The 19,427-nt window shown below is 71.9% G+C and carries 19 protein-coding genes and 1 tRNA gene; 8 read left to right on the top strand and 12 right to left on the bottom strand.

The window, feature by feature from the left end; translation table 11 throughout:
- Nucleotides 1-112 precede the first annotated feature (112 nt).
- On the bottom strand, nucleotides 113-622 hold the full coding sequence (locus ACZ6KF_RS01165) for a superoxide dismutase family protein (protein WP_469236696.1): 510 nt from the start codon (nucleotides 620-622) through the stop codon (nucleotides 113-115).
- A gap of 259 nt (nucleotides 623-881) precedes the next feature.
- Here ACZ6KF_RS01165 and ACZ6KF_RS01170 point away from each other — a divergent pair, with 259 nt between their 5' ends.
- On the top strand, nucleotides 882-1,502 hold the full coding sequence (locus ACZ6KF_RS01170; RefSeq protein ID WP_356632257.1) for a DedA family protein: 621 nt from the start codon (nucleotides 882-884) through the stop codon (nucleotides 1,500-1,502).
- Between the two features lie 3 nt (nucleotides 1,503-1,505).
- Here the strand turns inward: ACZ6KF_RS01170 and ACZ6KF_RS01175 are convergent, their stop codons facing one another.
- Nucleotides 1,506-1,763, bottom strand: a complete 258-nt coding sequence (locus tag ACZ6KF_RS01175) for a DUF2277 domain-containing protein (protein ID WP_469174425.1) — start codon at nucleotides 1,761-1,763, stop codon at nucleotides 1,506-1,508.
- 384 nt (nucleotides 1,764-2,147) lie between these two features.
- Here ACZ6KF_RS01175 and ACZ6KF_RS01180 point away from each other — a divergent pair, with 384 nt between their 5' ends.
- Nucleotides 2,148-4,169: a glycosyl hydrolase gene (locus ACZ6KF_RS01180; protein WP_469236698.1), complete on the top strand. Its 2,022-nt coding sequence runs from the start codon at nucleotides 2,148-2,150 to the stop codon at nucleotides 4,167-4,169.
- Between the two features lie 60 nt (nucleotides 4,170-4,229).
- The gene (locus tag ACZ6KF_RS01185; protein ID WP_356632263.1) at nucleotides 4,230-4,577 is read left to right on the top strand and encodes a hypothetical protein; all 348 of its coding nucleotides are present in this window, start codon (nucleotides 4,230-4,232) and stop codon (nucleotides 4,575-4,577) included.
- Nucleotides 4,578-4,857: 280 nt separating this feature from the next.
- Here ACZ6KF_RS01185 and ACZ6KF_RS01190 read toward each other — a convergent pair.
- Nucleotides 4,858-4,929, bottom strand: a tRNA-Val gene (locus tag ACZ6KF_RS01190).
- Between the two features lie 191 nt (nucleotides 4,930-5,120).
- On the opposite strand from ACZ6KF_RS01190, the gene ACZ6KF_RS01195 reads away from it, so the two are divergent.
- The 4 genes from ACZ6KF_RS01195 to ACZ6KF_RS01210 all read left to right on the top strand — a co-directional run bounded on the left by ACZ6KF_RS01195 (nucleotide 5,121) and on the right by ACZ6KF_RS01210 (nucleotide 8,613).
- The gene (locus tag ACZ6KF_RS01195) at nucleotides 5,121-6,059 is read left to right on the top strand and encodes a DUF4097 family beta strand repeat-containing protein (protein ID WP_469236700.1); all 939 of its coding nucleotides are present in this window, start codon (nucleotides 5,121-5,123) and stop codon (nucleotides 6,057-6,059) included.
- A gap of 74 nt (nucleotides 6,060-6,133) precedes the next feature.
- The gene (locus ACZ6KF_RS01200) at nucleotides 6,134-7,594 is read left to right on the top strand and encodes a hypothetical protein (RefSeq protein ID WP_469236703.1); all 1,461 of its coding nucleotides are present in this window, start codon (nucleotides 6,134-6,136) and stop codon (nucleotides 7,592-7,594) included.
- 188 nt (nucleotides 7,595-7,782) lie between these two features.
- Entirely contained in the window at nucleotides 7,783-8,376 is a 594-nt protein-coding gene (locus tag ACZ6KF_RS01205) for a DUF4383 domain-containing protein (RefSeq protein ID WP_356632269.1), read from the top strand.
- A 9-nt stretch (nucleotides 8,377-8,385) separates the two neighbouring features.
- A complete protein-coding gene (locus tag ACZ6KF_RS01210; RefSeq protein WP_469158005.1) occupies nucleotides 8,386-8,613 on the top strand; it encodes an FmdB family zinc ribbon protein in 228 nt (75 codons plus the stop codon).
- A gap of 207 nt (nucleotides 8,614-8,820) precedes the next feature.
- Here ACZ6KF_RS01210 and ACZ6KF_RS01215 read toward each other — a convergent pair whose 3' ends face one another.
- The 3 genes from ACZ6KF_RS01215 to ACZ6KF_RS01225 are packed head-to-tail and all read right to left on the bottom strand — an operon-like array spanning nucleotide 8,821 to nucleotide 13,425.
- Nucleotides 8,821-9,633 (bottom strand): HAD family hydrolase, encoded by an 813-nt coding sequence (locus tag ACZ6KF_RS01215; protein WP_356632273.1) that lies wholly within the window; start codon nucleotides 9,631-9,633, stop codon nucleotides 8,821-8,823.
- Nucleotides 9,633-12,209, bottom strand: coding sequence for a phosphoribosyltransferase (locus ACZ6KF_RS01220; protein ID WP_469237190.1), 2,577 nt, complete (start codon nucleotides 12,207-12,209; stop codon nucleotides 9,633-9,635). The genes ACZ6KF_RS01215 and ACZ6KF_RS01220 overlap by 1 nt, the downstream gene beginning before the upstream one ends.
- Before the next feature lie 43 nt (nucleotides 12,210-12,252).
- Complete coding sequence (locus ACZ6KF_RS01225; RefSeq protein WP_469236705.1) at nucleotides 12,253-13,425, bottom strand: HpcH/HpaI aldolase/citrate lyase family protein; 1,173 nt, start codon at nucleotides 13,423-13,425, stop codon at nucleotides 12,253-12,255.
- 210 nt (nucleotides 13,426-13,635) lie between these two features.
- On the opposite strand from ACZ6KF_RS01225, the gene ACZ6KF_RS01230 reads away from it, so the two are divergent.
- Nucleotides 13,636-14,538 (top strand): TerD family protein, encoded by a 903-nt coding sequence (locus ACZ6KF_RS01230; protein ID WP_469158004.1) that lies wholly within the window; start codon nucleotides 13,636-13,638, stop codon nucleotides 14,536-14,538.
- Between the two features lie 78 nt (nucleotides 14,539-14,616).
- Here the strand turns inward: ACZ6KF_RS01230 and ACZ6KF_RS01235 are convergent, their stop codons facing one another.
- The 6 genes from ACZ6KF_RS01235 to ACZ6KF_RS01260 form a co-directional block, all read right to left on the bottom strand.
- Nucleotides 14,617-15,354, bottom strand: a complete 738-nt coding sequence (locus ACZ6KF_RS01235; RefSeq protein ID WP_356627576.1) for a TerD family protein — start codon at nucleotides 15,352-15,354, stop codon at nucleotides 14,617-14,619.
- Nucleotides 15,355-15,463: 109 nt separating this feature from the next.
- Nucleotides 15,464-16,600: a DUF475 domain-containing protein gene (locus ACZ6KF_RS01240; protein WP_356627577.1), complete on the bottom strand. Its 1,137-nt coding sequence runs from the start codon at nucleotides 16,598-16,600 to the stop codon at nucleotides 15,464-15,466.
- Nucleotides 16,601-16,658: 58 nt separating this feature from the next.
- Nucleotides 16,659-17,234, bottom strand: coding sequence for a TerD family protein (locus tag ACZ6KF_RS01245; protein ID WP_356627578.1), 576 nt, complete (start codon nucleotides 17,232-17,234; stop codon nucleotides 16,659-16,661).
- A gap of 179 nt (nucleotides 17,235-17,413) precedes the next feature.
- Nucleotides 17,414-17,989: a calcium homeostasis/redox stress adaptation protein gene (locus ACZ6KF_RS01250; protein ID WP_356627579.1), complete on the bottom strand. Its 576-nt coding sequence runs from the start codon at nucleotides 17,987-17,989 to the stop codon at nucleotides 17,414-17,416.
- Nucleotides 17,990-18,112: 123 nt separating this feature from the next.
- Entirely contained in the window at nucleotides 18,113-18,571 is a 459-nt protein-coding gene (locus ACZ6KF_RS01255) for a peroxiredoxin (protein ID WP_356627580.1), read from the bottom strand.
- A gap of 115 nt (nucleotides 18,572-18,686) precedes the next feature.
- Nucleotides 18,687-19,124: a DUF3052 domain-containing protein gene (locus ACZ6KF_RS01260; RefSeq protein WP_167529716.1), complete on the bottom strand. Its 438-nt coding sequence runs from the start codon at nucleotides 19,122-19,124 to the stop codon at nucleotides 18,687-18,689.
- Nucleotides 19,125-19,427: the final 303 nt, after the last annotated feature.

Consider the following 19,427-nt stretch of genomic DNA (forward strand, 5'->3'; position numbering starts at 1 on the left):
ACGACGCTGTTCGTCGTTCGTCGGTGGTGGTACGGGTCGTGCGGATCGCACGTGCCCCTGACCGCCGCGGACGACTGCCACGCATGCCCGCCGCGGACGACTGCCGCGGACGTCAGCCGAACGGCACCGTGAAGCAGGCGACGCGCTCCCCCGCGCCGCCGGGTACGTCGTGGATCACGACGGAGGACGCCTCACCACGCCGGAACCGCCAGTCGTGACGGGCGACGGCGTGCCCCTCGCCCCGGCGGTCGGCGGCGAAGTCGAGCCAGACCTCGTTGTCCGGGCTGACGTGGTGAGGGCCGGCGCCGGGCCGGTGCTGGTAGTGTCCGCCGGCCGCGGCCGGGTCGGCGCCGCAGGGCTCGCGGTGGACGTGGACGCCGTAGTGGTGACCGGGCCGGACTCCGGCGACACGGAGTTCGACGGTCATGGCGCCGCCGCCGCGGATCCGCTGGCCGACGGCGATGCGTGCGCCGACGGGGACGAGGGCCCGGTCGTAGGTCACGGCGGCCCGGGTGTGGGCGGCGGAGGGCGGGGCGAAGCGGGCGTCGGTGTGGAGGGAGTACGGGGAAGGGTCGCCGCCGGTGAGGAGGACGACGGCGAGGGCGCCGGCGCATATGGGCATGGGTCACGTTCCTTCGGTCGGTGGGCCGGCCGGCTGTCCGGCCGATCCCTCCCTCGTTGCTACGGGAGTCGGCGCGACCCCGCCCCCCGGGGAGCGCCGGGAGGGTGAGGCGGCGTCTCGCCGGGCACGGCGATGAGGCGATGGCACCGGCCACGCGTTCGACCCGTCGGACCCCCACGACCCTCCCGGCCCTCCTGTCACACCCGAGGCGTACGCTGTATGGCTTACGGGGGATGACGGGGAGTGACGGGGGACCGCGGTGCTGGAGAGTGTGGGGGAGCTGACGGGCAGCCCATGGATATACGCCATGGTGGCCGTGTCGGTGCTCCTGGATGTGTTCCTGCCGGTGCTGCCGAGCGGCGTGCTGGTGATCATGGCGTCGACGGCGGCGGCAGCGGGGGCGGCGACGGGGCAGGTGGCGCGGGACGTCCCCGACATCGTGATCCTGGTGCTCTGCGCGACGACCGCGTCCGTGCTGGGCGACCTCCTGGCCTACCGTCTGGCCTGGCGCGGAGGCCCCCGCCTGGACCGGGCCGTGGCCCGCTCCCGCCGGCTGAGCACGGCGCAGCGACGCCTTGGTGCGGCCCTCACTCGGGGCGGCGGCCTGCTGGTCGTGCTGGCGCGCTTCGCCCCGGCCGGCCGCTCGGTGGTCTCCCTGATGGCGGGCGCGGCCCGTCGCCGTGCCCGTGACTTCCTGCCCTGGTCGGCGCTGGCGGGCCTGGCCTGGGCGGCGTACAGCGTGGCGCTCGGCTACCTCGGCGCCCACTGGCTGGGCGCGACCTGGCTGGCGACGGGCGTCTCGGCGCTGGCGCTGGTGGCGGCCGGAGCCGGGGCGACGTACGTGATGCGCAGGGAACCGGGGGCCGGGGAGCCGGCGTAAGCCCTACCCCGCCTGCTCGCCCACCGCCGCGACGGCCCGGCGCCCCTGCCCCTGCCCCCGGACTTCGAGTTCGGCGAGGAGTTGGGCCGTGGCCTCGGCGACGGCGTCGACGGCGCGGTCGAAGACCTCCCGGTTGTGCGCGGCGGGGGCGCGGAACCCGGACACCTTGCGCACGTACTGGAGGGCGGCGGCGCGGATGTCGGCCTCGGTGGCCTCTTCGGGCAGCGCGGGCGGACGAAGCGTCTTGATGCTGCGGCACATGAGACCAGTGTGCCTCGCCGGGCCGCCGAGCGACCCGTATATGAACGTATGAACGGCATCTATGAACGCATGAACGGCATCGCGCCCCGGGCGCCGCCCCGAGCCCCACTGTCCGCACGCCACCCGACCGCTCGGCACGGGCAAAATACTTGACCGTTTAATCTCCGGCAGGACCGCTTCCCCGTACCACCCTCCGAGGCAGCCGCCGACGATCTCCGCAGCAATTCACTAAACCGGTTGCTTAACTCTCGCACCGGCATGGACAACGTTGTCTCACATCCGGCACAGTCGGCACGTCGCAGGGACCTCCCCCTTCCCCTCTTTGCGAGAGCCGCCCACGCAACGCAAGGCCAGGCAACGCCACGCCGCAACAAGGAGACAGCCATGCCCAACCCCGCCGTGAACCGCCGTTCGTTCGTCCTGCTCGGCGCCACCGCCGCCACGGCCGCCGTGGCGGCGGGCGCCGGGATGCCCCGGGCCGCGGCGGCGCCCGCCGCCCCGGTGCCGACGGGCGCGCCGACGCGCGTCCGGATCGCCGACGACAAGGCGACGAGCGCGACGCGCGCGCTGTTCGCGTACCTGATGCGGCAGCAGGGCAACGGCATCCTGTTCGGCCACCAGCACGCCCTGTCCTACGGCTTCACCTTCACCACGCCGGACGGCAGGACGTCCGACACCAAGGCGGCGGCGGGCGACCACCCCGCCCTGTTCGGCTGGGACACCCTGATCCTCGACGGCGACGAGCGCCCCGGCAGCAGGGACGCCACCGAGGCCGAGAACATCGCCGCGCTCAGCCGGTGCCTGCGGCAGGCGGACGCCCTCGGCGGGATCAACACGCTCAGCGCCCACATGCCGAACTTCGTCACCGGCAAGAACTTCTACGACACCACGGGCCGCGTCGTGGGCCAGATCCTCCCCGGAGGCGCGAAGCACGCGCAGTTCAACGCCTTCCTCGACCGCGTCGCGGCGGCCGTCAAGGGTGCGCGCCGACCGGACGGCACGCTGATCCCGGTCATCTTCCGGCCGTTCCACGAGAACAACGGCGGCTGGTTCTGGTGGGGCGCCGGCCACACCACCTCGGCGGAGTACATCGAGATCTTCCGCTACACGGTCGAGTACCTGCGGGACACCAAGGGCGTCCGCAACCTGCTCTACTCGTACTCGCCCAACTCGAGCTTCGGCGGCGACCCGACGGGTTACCTCAAGACCTACCCGGGCGACGGTTACGTCGACGTCCTCGGCTACGACGCCTACGACAACTCCGCCGGCTCGGACGCCTGGCTGGAGGGCCTGGTGAAGGACCTGGCGATGGTGGTCCGGCTGGCCGAGGAGAAGGGCAAGGTCCCGGCGTACACCGAGTTCGGGGAGAGCGGGGAGGAGGGCCGCAACCCGCGGTGGTTCACGAAGCTGCTGGGCGCCATCGAGGCGGACCCGCTGGCGCGCAGGGTGACCTACATGCAGACCTGGGCCAACTTCGGGGGCGAGACCCGGCAGTACGTGCCGACGCCGGGCCACGCCCTGCACGCGGACTTCGTCGCGTACGCCGAGGACCCGTACACCGTCTTCGCCGGCGGCCTGCGAGGCGTGTACGACGCGCGCACCACTGCCGTCCCGAACGCGCCGTTCATGCACCTCGTGACCCCGACGGACCGGCAGCGCCTGACCAGCCCCGAGAGCACCGTCCGGGTACGGGTCGCGCACGGGACGGCGAGCCGGGTGACGTACGCGGTGAACGGCGGACCGGCCCGGCGGCTCCGCCTCGACGCCGACGGCTTCTACTCCGGCGACTGGCCGATCGACCCGGCCTGGCTGGACAACCGGTCGGTGACCCTCTCGGTGGACGCGCGGGTGCACGGCAGGACCCTCACCGACTCGAGCCTGGTCCTGCTCGGCGAGGTCGCCCCGCTGCCCGCCGGGTGGATCGACGACTTCGAGGGGTACGCCGGGGACGACGCCACCCTGAGCGAGGCCTACAGCCACGTCAACGCCAACACCACGACCCTGTCGGCCGAGCACAGGGCCTCTGGCTCGTACGGGCTGGCCTACGCGTACGACTTCACCTCCGCCGGCTACACCGGCATCGGCAAGACCGTGGACGCGGACTGGACCGCCTTCTCGTCGCTGGTGCTCTGGCTGCGGGGCGACGGCTCGTCGAACGGCGCGACGCTCCAGATCGTGTCGAACGGCGCCTACTTCGAGTACAACGTCCCGCTGTCCGACACCACCGGACGGGAGATCCGGGCCCCGTTCAGCGAGTTCCGGCCCGCCCCGTGGGACACCGGGCACGCCGGGGAGGTCCTGGACGCGGGCTACCTGGCCAGGGTGGCGACGTTCAACCTGTACCTCGGCCACGGCGGCGGCCCGGCCAAGGGCACCGTGTACGTGGACGACATCAGGGCCGAATGACCGCCCCGCCGCCGGCCTGGCAACTCGCACACCAAAATCGAACAGGCGTAGCATTGCCGTGTGGCTACGACCTATGACTTCCCCAGCGACCTCCGCGCCGGCCAGGAGGAGCTGCATCAGGTCCGGGCCGAGCTGTCGGCCCTGCTGAAGCGGCTCCCCTGGTCGGTCGAGCCCTTGGACGGCTTCACCGACGACTCCTCCTGGCGCAAGATCGAACGCCCGGCCTCCCCCGGCTGGACCCCCGACGAACAGGCCGAGGTCGAAAAGCTCCGCCGCCGCGAACACGAACTGGCGGTCTTCGTCACGACCCACCGCTACTGGTCCGAACTGACCGGCAAGGACCGCGTGACCGCCCGCGCGGAACTGAAGCACGCGCACGAGCCGCCGGCCGACGGTGCCGAGCAGTGAGCCGTCAGGACCTGGCCACGCCGCGCCGTCGTGCCGCCGTCACAGACGCGATGGAACAACCACTCCCTTTTTCCTCGACGTCGACGGCCTCACGGACGCCGACTTCGCGGCGCTCGCCGACTGGCTCCGACTCGTCGCACCGGGATGAACACCACATCGGCTCTCACGGCCGAGCTGCCGCACAGGGGGACCGTGGCCGGAGGGCAAGTCGGGCGCACGAAAGAGGTCCCGTTCCCTCCCCGGCCAGGGGGGAACGGGACCTCTCCAGGAACTGACCCTGTGGGCGCGGACGGTTTCGAACCGCCGACATCCGCCTTGTAAGGGCGGCGCTCTACCGCTGAGCTACGCGCCCAGGACGAGTCGACAGCCTACCTTGCCCGAGGGACTGTCCCGCAAACCCGTCAGCGGCTCCGGCCGGGGGTTATCCCCACCCGGGATCCGGGAGGTCGCCGGATCCCCGTGCGGACGGCGGATCCGTACGGTCGAACCAGTCAGCATTCAGGTCCGGCGACAGCGCGGGACAGCAGGGGGAGATCGATTTCCATGGGCCGTTTCCGATTCCAGTCGGACCAGCATTCCGGGTCCCGTCCGTCCCGTTCCGGCAACCGTTCCCGTCCGCTCACGCGCTCCGCTCTCGGGACCGCCGGGCTCGGGGTGCTGCTCGTCGGGCTCACCGGGTGTGCCTCCGCCGAGGAGGACAAGGACGCCGAGCGGCGGGCCTTCGCGCTGAGCGGGCGGACGCTCACCGTCGACTCCGACGACTCCCGGCTCGAGATAGTCGCCGTGGAGGGGGCGAAGGAGGGCGAGGTGCGGGTCACCCGGTGGTTCGACGGGTCCGTGGTCGTGGGGAAGGACCCCAAGGTCTCCTGGGAGATGCAGGACGGCGACCGCCTGGTGCTGCGCCTGCACTGCTCGGGGTTCGTCGCCGACTGCGAGGCCAGGCACCGGATCGAGGTGCCGCGTGGCGTCGCCGTCAAGGTGCGGGAGGGGGACGGCAGCGTGCGGGCCAGCGGGTTCCGGGAAGCCCTGGACATCCGGACCGGGGACGGGTCCGTGCGGGTCGAGGACGTCACCGGTGCCGTCAAGGTCAGGACGGGCGACGGCTCCGTGCGCGTCGGCGACGTCGACGGGGCGGTGAACGTCGAGACGGGCGACGGTTCCGTGCGGGTCCAGGGCGTCAGCGGGGCCCTGGACGTGCACACGCGCGACGGGTCCGTCCGGGCCGACGTCGACTCGCGCGAGGTGCGCACCCGCACCGGGGACGGATCGGTCGACCTGCAGCTCGGCGTCATACCCGACCTCGTCGAGTCGCGCAGCGGAGACGGGTCCGTGACCATATCCCTGCCCCGGGCCGCCTACCGCGTCAGCACCGAGACCGGCGACGGAGGCGTGGACGTGTCCGTGCCGCGGGACGAGCGGAGCGAGCACGTGGTGACCGCTCGTACCGGCGACGGGAAAGTCACCGTGCGCACGGCGAACTAACGCGCCCGTGTGTTCGTCCTTAACCGGTGGGACAATGACACCGGGCAGGGCGGATGACAGCACGGGAGAGGCATGTGACGGCGATACCGACACCACCTCGGCCGGATTCGCCGTCATCATGGCCGTCGTCGTCGCGCGCCGAGCCTCCGTCCGCCTCGCGCGCCGAGCGTCCGTCCGCCTCGCGGGCAGAGCCTCCGTCCGCCTCGCGTACCGCCGCCCTCGACGCGCTGACGCTGCTCGGGCTGCCGCTGCTCGCCGCGCTCGTGCTGCCCGCGGCCTTCGCCGGCGGTGGCACCCGGCGGTGGTTCGGCGGGCGGGCCGAAAATCAGCGGGCCGAGGCGCAGGCGGCCAAGGACGCCGCCGCGGAGGCGTTCTACGAACTCGACACCGCCCAGCGCGACCTGCGGATCTCCATCGAGACGATCAGCACCGTCGACGACTCCCCCGCCGCCCGCCGCGCAGCCGCCGACTTCGAGGCGCTCGGCCGGCGCATCGACGAGGCCAGCCACCGTTACATCAGCGCCGTCGACGCCCACGATCTCGACCGGGACGATCTGGAGGCCTCGGCCGCCGCCAGTGCCCGCGCCGAGCTGACGCGGGCCAAGGACGAGCTGGGGCAGGTCAAGGGCGACCTGGACCGGTTCGCCGAAGGGCTCGGTCCGCTGCTGGGGAAGGCCGAGACCCAGCTGGCCCGGCTGGCGCCGGCCGTCGAGCGGGCCCGGCAGTCGCTGCTCGCCGCGTCCAACGCGCTGGACGCCGTACGGGCGTCCGGGCTGCGGGCCGACGACCTCGCGGCCCGGCTCGCCGCCCTCGCCCCCGAGCTGACCAAGCTCAACCAGGGCGCCGGACGGCACGGCGTGGCACAGACGCTGGAGCGGGCCGAGCGGGTCTCGCGGGAGGCCGAGGCGATCCGCACCGAGGCGGAACGGCTCCCGGAGCGCGCCGCCGAGATCGACCACCGGCTGGTCTCGCTGCGGACCCGCGCCCAGGCCCTGACCACCCGCGCGGGGCAGGTCGAGCCGGTGCTCAGCGAGCTGCGGCGGCGCTTCACGCTCGCCTGCTGGCAGGACCTCCAGCATGTGCCCGACCACGCCGCCGACCACATCCGGCAGGCCGAGCAGAAGCTGACCGAGGCGCGGGCGGCCCGGGAGGAGCAGCGCTGGGCCGACGCCACCGCCCTGCTGTCCACGGCCCGCGCCCTGCTGAACTCCACCGACGAGGCGGTGTCCGCGGCCGGAGACCGGCTGCGGCGGCTCAACGCCGTCCAGAAGGATCCGAAGGAGGAGATCGAGCGCACCCGGTTCGCCATCCGGGACGCCCAGCGGCTGGCGATGGCGGGCCGCCACACCCCCGACCCGCGGCACGCCCGCCCACTGGACGACTCCGTGGCCCGGCTGGAGCGCGCGATCGGCACGCTGGAGGAGGGGCGCCACCCCGATTACTGGCACTTCCTGACGGAGACGGAGGCGGTACGGCGGACCGTGGCGCGGGTCGTCGCGCAGATCCGGGAGGAGCGCGGGACCGCCGCGCACTGAGCTGCCCGTCGCCCGGACCGGCCCCGGTCCTGGCTCCCGCCGCCCGTCGCCCGTCGCCCGTGGCGCCCTGCCCGCTCCGCCGGGCCCTTGCCGCCCCACCCGCGGGCGTCATGTTGCCCGCCGCCCGATAGGGGCACATATTAAGGGGACGTACGCCCTCCACCGGCAACCGCGACGAGGAGGCGGACATGGCCACACACGCAGTGCACCGGGGCGGGGACGCCGGGCGGCGGATCAGGTTCGACGAGCATCTTCCGGTCGACCACCGACTGAACAGGGTCTACCGGATCGGCGCGGGTCTGATGGGCCTGGTGCTGGTCGCCTTCGGCATCCTCGGCCTGATCGACAAGGTCGGGTTCTTCGACACCCGGGGCGACGAGGTCGCCGGGCTGAGCACCAACGGCGCCCTGAGCGTGCTGTCCATCTGTGTCGGGCTGCTGCTCTTCGCGGGGATGGTGATCGGCGGCAACTTCGCCTCGACGCTGAACATGGTGGTCGGCATCGCGTTCATCCTCAGCGGCTTTCTGAACCTGGGCCTGCTGAACACGGAGTACAACTTCCTGGCGTTCCGCATCCAGAACGTGCTGTTCAGCTTCGTGTTCGGCGTGGTGCTGATGGTCTTCGGAATGTACGGACGGGTGGGCTCGGCGCTGCCGCACGACAACCCGTACTGGCGCGCCCGTCACCCGGACCTGGTCGAGCCGGAGCCGCGCGAGCGGCTGTCCCGCGGGTCGACCAAGGCTGCCGACCGGTCCCTGGAGCCACCGCGGGACGCCGGTTAACCTGTGCTCATGCCTCGCTACGAGTACCGCTGCCGGACCTGCGGCGACACCTTCGAACTGAGCCGTCCCATGGCCGAGTCCTCCGCCCCGGCGACCTGCCCGACGGGTCACGACGACACCGTGAAGCTGCTGTCGACCGTGGCGGTGGGCGGCTCGGCCTCCGCACCCGCCCCGGCGTCGGCGCCCCGCGCGGGCGGCGGGGGCGGCGGCTGCTGCGGCGGGGGCTGCTGCGGCTGAACCGAGCCCCGGGCCCTCAGCCCCTCGGCACCCGGGGCTTCCGTGGCGCCCGCGCCCTTCGGCACCCGGGGCACACCCGGGCGCTTCCTTTCATGCCCCGCGCCTTTCGGCCCACCCGCCGATCGGCACACCCGCCCATCGGCACATCCGCCGCAGAAACCGCCGGACGCCCTACCCGGCGCCCCGCACGCCCTCGTCCCGCACGCCCTACCCGGCGTCCCGCGTCGCCCGCAGGAACTCCCGCAGGATCCGCTCCCCCGCCAGTACCCCCCGCTCCGCGAGCGCGCTGATCTCCGGCCCGCTCCACGCGCTGTCCGCCAGTTCCCCGTGGCCCGGCCGCCAGCCGCGGTCCGCCGCGAGGAGCAGGTCGGCGTCGAGGAGGGAGTCGCCGGCGGCGAGGGTGAGGTGGGCGCCGGTGCGGCGGGCGACCTCGTGCATGGCAGCGCTCTTGGTGAGCGGCTTGGGGACGGCGTAGATCTTGCGGCCCTGGAGGGACACCGTCCAGCCGCGGTTCTCCGCCCAGACGGCGAGTTCCTTCACCCACTCCTCGGGCAGCAGCTCGCGCTCGACGACGAGGTAGGCGAACAGGTCGTCGGCGACGCGCTGCTTGCGCACCCACACCGGGTCGGCGGTGGCCAGCAGATGGTCCTGCACCTCGGCGAGGGACGCGCACTCGTCCGCGAGCCGCGCGGTGACCGAGGCGTGCCAGTCGGGGTCGGAGACGCCGTCGACGAGGAGGTGGCCGCCGTTGGCGCAGATCGCGTACTTCGGCGGGGGGCCGGGCAGGTTGATGCGCAGGTACTGCTTGCGCGTGCGGGTCGTGGTGGGCACGAACACCGACGCGTCGCCCAGTTCGGCGAGCAGCGCGGCGGCCGTCTCGGTCATGTAGGACAGGGGCTTGCTCTCGTGCACCTCGACGCACAGCAGCCGGGGCGCCCGCGCGTCCGGCATGGTCAGCGCCAGGGCCGCCGAGGAGTAGATGAGCGTACGGTCGAGATCGCTCGCCACCAGGACCGGCATCAGAGGGCCACCGCCTTTCCGTCCGCGCCGGTGGCGCCTCGTGTGTACTGGGGATGGATCAGTCCGACGCAGGTGTAGGGGAGGTCGGCGACCTCCTCGACCGGCACGCCGCGCTGTGCGGCGAGCAGCCGTACGTGGTCGAGGTCGGCGCCGGCCCCGGCGCGGGCGAGGACCTTCCACGGCACCCGGCGCAGCAGCACCCGCGTGGTCTCGCCGACCCCCGGCTTGACCAGGTTGACGTCGTGGATGCCGTACTCCTCGCTGATGCGCTCCACGGCCGCCCAGCCCTCCCAGGTGGGGGTGCGGTCGGCGGCGAGGAGTTCCTTGACGGCGACGTCGACGGTGTCCGCGACCTCGGGGAAGCGGGCGGAGACGGCGTCGAGGAAGGCGGCGGAGACGTCGGCGCCGGCGAGTTCGCGGTAGAACTTGGCGCCGTGGAAGTCGTGCGGGCCGACCAGGTCGGCGCGCAGCACGGTGCGCGATATCAGGCCGGAGACGGTGGAGTTGAGGCAGGCGGAGGGGATGAGGTAGTCCTCGCGGGTGCCGTAGGTGCGTACGCAGGAGCCGGGGTCGGCGAGCACCGCGATCTCCGGGTTGAAGCCGGTGACGCCCTCGCGCTCCTCGAACTCCCGTACGGCTGCCGTGAGTTCGCGGGTGATGGCGCCCTTGCCGGTCCAGCCGTCCACGAAGACGACGTCGCGCGGGTCGTACCGGTCGGCCAGCCAGCGCAGGGCGTTGGCGTCGATGCCCCGGCCGCGGACGATGGAGACGGCGTAGTGCGGCAGGTCCTGGCCGTGCCGGTGCAGGGCCCAGCGGCGCATCAGGACGCCGACGGGGGTGCCGGCGCGGGCGAGGGAGACCAGCACGGGCCGGGACGCGGGGTTCGGGTGCTCGGCGAGGACGGTCTCGGTGACGACGCCGACGGCGTGCGCGACGCGGGCGGCGGACGCCTCCAGGGCGGCGTGGAACAGCTGCTGGTACTGCTCAGTGGGCTGGTACTCCACCGGCAGCGACTCGGCGTAGTGGGCGCCGCCGCTCTGGATGGCCTCCTCGCGCTCCTCGGTGGGCGCCTCCAGGGTGACGTCCGACAGGTCCTGGAGCAGCCAGCCGACCTCGTCGGGCGCGTACGAGGAGAAGGCGGGGCCGCGGAGGGGCTCGGGCAGCATGGGGGGCCTTTCGGAGGCCTGCGGGGCCTCGGGTACGTATGAGGGTATGACCGCGAGCAGCACCTGGGGGGTGTGGGCGGCGAGCCGGGCGAGCAGACCGTCCGGGGCGTGCAGGGCGGGGGTGTCGGCGGTGGAGTCGACCACGGCGACCACGGCGTCGAATCCGGCGCCGGCGACGTTGTAGGCGTAGCGCTCGCCGGGACCGTCGGCGGGGTCGTCGTGGGCCGGGAAGACCAGGCGGGTGCGGATGGCGTAGCCGGGGTCGTCGACGGCGAGGACGGGTGAGCGGGTGGTGGTGGAGAAGCGGACGTCGGCGTCGGGGGCCAGTTGCTCCAGCTCGCGGGCGAGGCGGAGCGGGGCGTACATCAGCTCCTCGCAGCCGAGGACCAGCACGCGCCGCGCGCCGGGCGGGAGGGCCTCGACGAGGCGGGCGCCCATGGCGGGCAGCGCGGCTTCCAGGCGTCGGCGGTGTGCGGGGGTGAAGCCGTGCCGGCCGCCGTCCGGGACGCCGGCCGGCCAGCGCAGGTCGACGCGGGTGACGACGCCCGGCGCCGCCGCGGAATCGGGCAGGCCCCGTCCTCGGGCGGCGCCCGGCCCCTCGGCAGGACCGGACGACCCCTCCTCCGCGGCACCGCGCACCGCCCCGGAGCCGGAGCCGGGCAGCCCCCGCCCCTCGTACTCCGCCACCAGCGCCTGCCCCTTCTCCAGCACCCCGTCCGGCAGCAGCACCGTCCCGCGGGCCGCCGTGACCAGGTCGACGCGGGCGCCGATCTCCGCGGCGAAGGCGGCGAGGCGGTCCCGGTCGGCGGCCGAGCGCATGTCGACCAGGGCGACGACGACGTACCGCTCGCGCGGGTAGCGCTCGTGCAGGGCGCGGACGGTGTTCAGGACGGTGTTGCCGGTGGAGAACTCGTCGTCCACCAGGACCAGCGGGCCGTCGCCGGCGAGCAGATCGGGGTTCTCGGGGAGCAGGAGGTGGGAGGTGGCGTGCGAGTGGGACTCCTCGAAGCCGCCGGCCCGGGCGACGCCGGGGACCGGGCGGCGGGTGGAGTGCAGGTAGGGCGCGCTGCCGAGGCCGTCGGCGACGGCGTGGCCGAGGCCGGTGGCGGTCTCCGCGTAGCCGAGGACGACGGCGGCGCCGGCCCCCGTCTCCCCCAGCAGCTCGCGGACCCGGCGGCCGAGGGCGAACCCGGAGCCGTGGACGACCGACGGGGACTGCGGGACGTGCTTGCCGAGGACGTTCGACACCAGCAGGTGGGCCCGCTTGGGGTTGCGCCGCAGCGCGAGGCCGAGCAGGCCGGTGAGCGAGTCGTCCCCGGTCAGCCGGACTCCGAGGCGCTCGGCGACCCAGGCGCCGGTCCAGACGCCGTCGGCCGGGTCGGCTCCCTGGGCGCCAGGGGTGGCGTCCATGCCCTTGTTCACTGCCTTGTCCATGCGTTCCTTGGGTCGGGGATCAGCCGGGTATGCCGGCGGCGAGCAGTTCGACGAAGCCGATGTCCTCGTTGGCGACGCCGAAGACCTCGGCGCGCAGCAGCGTCCGCTCCGCCCAGGCGCGGTGCGGCTTCACCTCGTTCATTTTGTTCGTGTACGCCGACCGGAGCACACCTCCGCCGTCGCGTTCCGGCCGCAGGATGTCCTGGGCGTCGCTGTACTCCTCGTGGCTGACGACGGACAGCGCGTGCACGGGCAGGACGTGGGAGGGGTGGATGCAGGTCTTGCCGAGCAGGCCGTTGGCCTGGTCGAGGGCGATCTCGCGCAGCAGCCCGTCCATGGCGTGCTCGATGAGGGCCTCGCGCAGCTCCTCGGCCTGGCCCTCCAGGAAGGGGCTGCGCCGCAGCTGGGGCTTGAACATGCGTTCCTGCACCCGGAAGTACTCCCACACCGGGCCGGTGACCGTGAAGCCGGTGCCGTCGGCGCGCCCGAGCATGTTGACCACGTCGGAGATCACGGAGGCGACGATCTGGACGTCGTAGGCGGTCATGTCGGGGGCGCGGCGCAGGCCGTAGGAGGAGCAGAAGTCGGTCACGCCGAGGCGCAGGGCGAGGACGCGGTCGCGGTACTTGTCGACGGCGCGGGAGATGCCCTCGAGGGTTTCGACGCGGGACTCGCGGTAGAGCAGCTCGGGCGACTCCAGGACGGGCATGGCGAACAGCCGGCGGCCGCTGGCGGCCTCGGCGACGGAGAGCGACTCCAGAAACGGGATGCCGCGTTCCTCGGTGAACTTGGGCAGGACGAATCCGGACAGCAGCCGCACGGCCGGGCCCAGGCGCCGGACCAGGTCGGGGATCTGCTCGGGGGTGCGCACGCGGATGAACAGCAGCGGCAGGCCGTCGTCCGCGCCGGGCCGGCCGGCCAGGTCGTTGAACTGGCGTACGAGGTTTTCCTCGCCGGGGCCGACCTCGGCGTCGCCGATGGAGTCCTCCAGGCACAGGACCATGGAGACCACGCCGTTGCCGGCCTGTTTGACGATGTCGTCGGCCAGCCTCGGCCGGGTCGCCGGGCTGTAGAGGGTGGCGCCCAGTCCCGCGGAGAGGAGCCGGGCCGGCGAGTCCGGGGTGAACTCGCACGGCTGCCGGTGGAAGAGACGCTCCCGCACCTCAGGGGCGAAGTGCCCGAAATGACGCATATGACTCCCCCGGGGTGACTTGGGTGGCCTGTGTGACTGCTGGAAGGTGGCCGGTAATAGTACGTAGAACTCCATGTCAGGGGTTCCCGCTGGGCATGAACTTCAAGTAACGCACGTCGAGCAGGGGCATGTCGCACCGGCCTCGGACCGCCCGGCGCCCCGCCCACCCCCGCGTTGTCGTGAGCAGGACCGAGAGGGCAGGATGACCGCATGACGCACGCGATGCTGAAGGGGTCGAACGTCCCGCTGGAAGCCACCACGGTACGCGCCGTGCTGCGCTGGACGCCGGGGCAGGGGGTCCCGAACGTCGACGCCTCCGCGCTGCTCCTCGGCCCCGGCGGCCGTGTGCGCTCGGACGAGGACTTCGTCTTCTACAACCAGCCCCGGCACCCGTCCGGGACCGTGCGGCGGCTCGGCATGAAGCAGGATGCCGAAGGCCTGACCGACACGATCCAGACAGATCTCTCCGGCGTCGAACCGGAGGTCGGCCAGATACTCCTGGTCGCCTCGGCGGAGGACATCCCCTTCGACCGCGTGCCGTCCCTGCGCATCCTGCTGTACGACGCCGGGGCCCCGGACGGCGAGCCGCTGGCGTACTTCGACGTCAAGCCCGAGACCGGCGAGGAGACCGCGCTGATCTGCGGCGAGCTGTACCGGCGCGGGGACGGCTGGAAGTTCCGGGCGCTCGGCGAGGGCTACGCCAACGGCCTCCAGGGCCTGGCCACGGACTACGGCATCTCGGTCGACGAGTCCGACCCCGACGACGGGCAGGCCCGCTCCTCCGAGCAGTCCCCGTCCCCCGCCCCGGCCCCGGAGCCGTCCCGCCCCCTGCCTCCGGAGCAGCCGACGGCGGCCCTGCCGCAGCCCGAGGCCACGTCACAGCCGCAGGCCCGGCCCGGCTACGGCTACCCCCCGCAGCAGCCCGCGGCGGCCCAGCCGGCGTACGGCTACCCCCAGCCGGCAGCCGCCACCTACGGCTACCCCCAGACCTCCGCGGCGCCCGCGACGGTCCAGTCCGGCTACGGCTACCCCCCGCCGCCCCCGGTCCCGGCGGCCGCCCCGGACCCCGACTTCCGCCTGCCCCCGCAGGGACCGCAGTTCATCGGGCGCTGACGGCCCGGCCGGCCGGGCCGTCAGCGCCCTGCGCGTCCCGCGGCCGCCGCAGCACGGCGCCCCGCAGAGGGGAAGGCGTCAGCGCTGCGTCTTCGTCTTGTGTCCCCGGCCCCACTGGAGCCCCCACCCGTACAGGCGGTCCAGCTCGGCCTGGAAGCCGTAGACGAACTTCACCTCGCGGCGCACCAGGATCTCGTTCTTGACGTTCTCGATCATCACGACCGCGCAGGAGCGGGCCTGCGGATGGCGTTCGTCGAGGCCGATCTCGATGCGCGGGCCGTTGCCCGGGTAGAGCGTGACGACGGCGTGCGTGCGGTCGAAGGCCGGGGTCTGGTCGTAGATGTACACGAAGACCAGCAGGCGCTTGATGGCCTCCCGGTGGTCCAGGTTGACGTACATCGTCTCGCCCGACCCGGAGCCGAACCGGTCGTCGCCGCTGAGCTTCACGTACGGCGGCGCGTTGACGTCGCCGAGGAGGCCGCCGAGGGGCTGGACGACGCCCTTGGTGCCGTCCTGCAACTCGTACAGGCAGCCCAGGTCGAGGTCGACGTTGACCATGCTCTGGCTGTGCCCCATGACCTCCGGCGGCTTCAGCGCCCGCAGCGGGTGGCGCAGCAGGCTCTCCCGCTGCGGTCCGCCGATGTCGGAGCTGCGCATCCGCCAGGCCAGGTTGATCCGCAGGTGGCCGGTCTCCGCCCCCTGTTTGGTGAGCGACACCTGGCCGCGCCGCTTGGTCAGTTCGATCGCGTTCGAGGCCGTGCCGCCCGAGTCGAACTGGGCCGCGCGTGCGCCTCTGAGCCCGTCCAGCAAGCCCATTCCCCGCCCCCACCTTCCGGTCCTGTGACAAAACGAGCGGGGCGGCCCGAGGAGACACTGTCGTGCTCGACGGCCGCCCCGCTCAGAGCGTTCCTCGCCGGGAGGGGCGTCACACCCCGGAGGAGACCTCGGTCTTGTCCCCGGAGCCGCCCTCGGCCGCCGCGAGCGCGCGGTTGCGGCGCACGGAGGACCAGAAGGAGGCGGCGATCAGGACGACGCCGATCAGGCCGGTGATGATCTCGGAGATCTGGTACTGGATGGTGATCAGCAGGATCACCGCGAGGGCGCCGATCGCGTAGTGCGCGCCGTGCTCCAGGTAGACGTAGTCGTCCAGGGTGCCCTGGCGGACCAGGTAGACCGTGAGCGACCGGACGTACATGGCGCCGATGCCGAGGCCGAGCGCCATCAGCACGATGTCGTTGGTGATGGCGAAGGCGCCGATGACGCCGTCGAAGGAGAAGGACGCGTCCAGGACCTCCAGGTAGAGGAACATGAAGAACGCGGCCTTGCCGGCCAGCGCCACGGCGGACTTGGGCTTGCCGGCCCGGACGGCCTCCTCCTCGGCCTCGTGCTCGCGCTCCTCCTCTTCCTCGAGCTTGTCCTCGAAGTAGCCGGAGAGACCACCGACGATCATGTACGTGATGAGGCCGGCGACACCGGAGAGCAGGACCGTCTCCGCCTTGTTCGCGGGACCGGCGTGCAGGTGGGCGTGGGTGGCGAAGGTCATCGCGGTGATCAGCAGGACGGTCAGGGCGACACAGACCGACAGCATGTCGACCTTGCCGAGCTTGGACAGCGGGCGCTCCAGCCAGCCGAGCCACTTGATGTCCCGGTCCTCGAAGATGAAGTCGAGGAAGATCATCAGCAGGAACATGCCGCCGAACGCCGCGATCGCCGGGTGGGCGTCCGTGACCAGTGCCTCGTAGCGGTCCTTGTCGGTGAGCGCGAGGTCGACGGCCTCGATCGGTCCCATCTGGGCGCTGACGGCGACGATGACGACGGGGAAGACCAGCCGCATGCCGAAGACGGCGATCAGGATGCCGATGGTGAGGAAGATCTTCTGCCAGAAGGCATTCATCTTCTTCAGGATTCCGGCGTTGACCACTGCGTTGTCGAAGGACAGCGAGATCTCGAGGATGGAGAGGATCGCCACGATGCCGAAGGCGGTCCACCCCCCGACGAAGACCGCCGCGACGAGGCCGAGCGCGGTGACCGCGAACGACCAGCCGAAGGTTTTCAGAACCACTGGCTACCCAATCCCTTGTGTACGGGGTGTACGGGTCTCCCCCGCGCCGCACCCGGCTTTACGAAACGTTGACCCCGAAGTCTAGAGCGATGCCCCGCAGTCCCGACGCGTACCCCTGCCCAACGGCCCGGAACTTCCACTCGCCCTGGTACCGGTAGACCTCGCCGAAAATCATCGCGGTCTCGGTGGAGGCGTCCTCGCTGAGGTCGTAGCGGGCCAGTTCCTGGCCGTCGGCCTGGTTGACGACGCGGATGAACGCGTTGCTGACCTGGCCGAACGTCTGGCCGCGCTCGTCGGCCATGTGGATCGAGACCGGAAAGACGATCTTGTCGCACTGGGCGGGCACCTTGGAGAGGTCGATCAGCAGCGACTCGTCGTCGCCGTCGCCCTCGCCGGTGAGGTTGTCGCCGGTGTGCTCGACCGAGCCGTCCGGGCTCTTGAGCTGGTTGTAGAAGATGAACCACTCGTCACCGAGCACCCGGCCCGCGCTGCACACCAGGGCGCTGGCGTCGAGGTCGAAGGGGGCTCCGGTGGTGGAGCGGGCGTCCCAGCCGAGTCCGATCATCACCTGCGTGAGATTCGGCGCGGCCTTGGACAGGGAGACGTTGCCTCCCTTGGCGAGCGTGACACCCATGATGCTGTCCTCCCCTGGTGCTGCCCTGGCACTGCTTCTTGGGTTGTCTGCGCATCCGGCGCCGCACGCAAACCGTGCGGCGCCGGACGGTGGAGCGGGGTGTTCGGTTGAGCGGGGTGCTCGGTGAACTCGGCGGGGTGCTCGGGGAACGGGATGTCCGGTCGAGCGGTGCCGCTCGCTCAGACGTTCACGCCGAAGTCCTGCGCGATGCCGCGCAGGCCCGAGGCGTAGCCCTGGCCGATGGCGCGGAACTTCCACTCCGCGCCGTGCCGGTAGAGCTCGCCGAAGACCATGGCGGTCTCCGTCGAGGCGTCCTCGCTGAGGTCGTAACGGGCGAGCTCGGCGCCGCCGGCCTGGTTCACGACGCGGATGAACGCGTTGCGCACCTGGCCGAAGGACTGCTGGCGGTTCTCGGCGTCGTAGATGGAGACCGGGAAGACGATCTTCTCCACGTCGGCCGGGACCGCGGCGAGGTTGACCTTGATCTGCTCGTCGTCGCCCTCGCCCTCACCGGTGAGGTTGTCACCGGTGTGCTCGACCGAGCCGTCCGGGCTCTTGAGGTTGTTGAAGAAGATGAAGTGCGCGTCACTGGCGACCTTGCCGGCGCTGTTCAGCAGCAGCGCGCTGGCGTCCAGGTCGAAGTCCGTGCCGGTCGTGGTGCGCACGTCCCACCCCAGTCCGACGATGACCGCGGTCAGGCCGGGGGCCTCCTTGGTCAGCGATACGTTGCCGCCCTTGCTGAGGCTGACTCCCACGAGTCCTCCATTGGTGTCCAGGGGCGGGAAGCCCCGTCGTGCTTGGCATCGGTCAGTTACCGGATCGAACGAGTCGATCCTAGTGAGGGGTTCCCGGGCCCCGCAGGGCCTGGGGCCCGACAATCACAGGGTGTCGAGCGCCTTGACGTAGTCGCCGAGGTCCCGGGCGTCCGGGAGGCCGTTGACGACGGTCCAGCGCACGACGCCCTCCTTGTCGATGACGAAGGTGCCGCGCAGGGCGCAGCCCTTGTCCTCGTCGAAGACGCCGTAGGCGCGCGAGGTCTCGCCGTGCGGCCAGAAGTCGGACAGCAGGGGGTACTCCAGGCCCTCCTGCTCGGCGAAGACGCGCAGGGTGTGGATGGAGTCGTTGGAGACGGCGAGCACCTGGGTGTCGCGGTCGGAGAACTTCGGCAGGTTGTCCCGGACCTCGCACAGCTCGCCGGTGCACACGCCGGTGAAGGCGAACGGGTAGAAGAGCAGCACCACGTTCTTGTCGCCGCGGAAGTCCGAGAGCCGTACCGTGCGCCCGTGGTTGTCCTTCAGTTCGAAGTCGGGCGCCTTGTCGCCGGCCTGGATCGCCATGGTGTCCTGCATCCCTTCGGTGGGCTGTTCGGGTGGGAGTCCACCCTACGCAGCGATCACCGAGGGCTCGCGGACGGGCCGGTGCGGACCGGCCCGTCCGCCGTTCAACGTACGGTCACCGCTTGGACTTCGCGGCCTTGGGCGTCGCCAGCCGGCTGCCGCTCCAGTCCTTGCCGACGCTGACGCTCTTGGACGCGGTCAGACCCGCCGTCGTCGCGGCTTCCGAGATGTCGCTCGGCTCCACGTATCCCGAACGGCCGGTCTTCGGCGTCAGGAGCAGGATCGCGCCGCCCTCCTCGATGTACGTGGTGGCATCCACCAGCGCATCCGTCAGGTCGCCGTCGTCGTCACGGAACCACAGCACAACGGCGTCGGCCACGTCGTCGTAGTCCTCGTCCATGAGGTCGCCCTCGATGGCTTCCTCAATGGCCTCGCGGAGCTCCTGGTCGACGTCGTCGTCGTAGCCGATCTCCTGGACCACCTGCCCGGGCTGGAACCCCAGCCTGGCGGCAGGGTTCGTCCGCTCCTCCGCGTGGTCCGCGGTCGCGCTCACGGGTTGCCTCCTGATCATGTCTTTGGGAATAACTCAGCCACGCGCGTGCGCGAAGCATTGGCCGTAGTCCACACGGGCGGGACGGATCGCGCAAGTACCCGGCGGTTCGGACCGCCGAAACAGTGACGATCCGGGCCGTGTCGCCGCAACTCCAGGCATGCCGCCGGGAGCACTGGTGACACACACCACACCTTTCTGCCCCGTTTGTGCGTTTGGGAATCATCGCAGGGTACGAGACTCGAATGGATTTGCCCCCGCGGCCGGCCCGCGCCCGATGGTTACCTTTCGGTAGAGGTGACGTTT

The organism is Streptomyces sp. NPDC046379 (assembly GCF_055587785.1).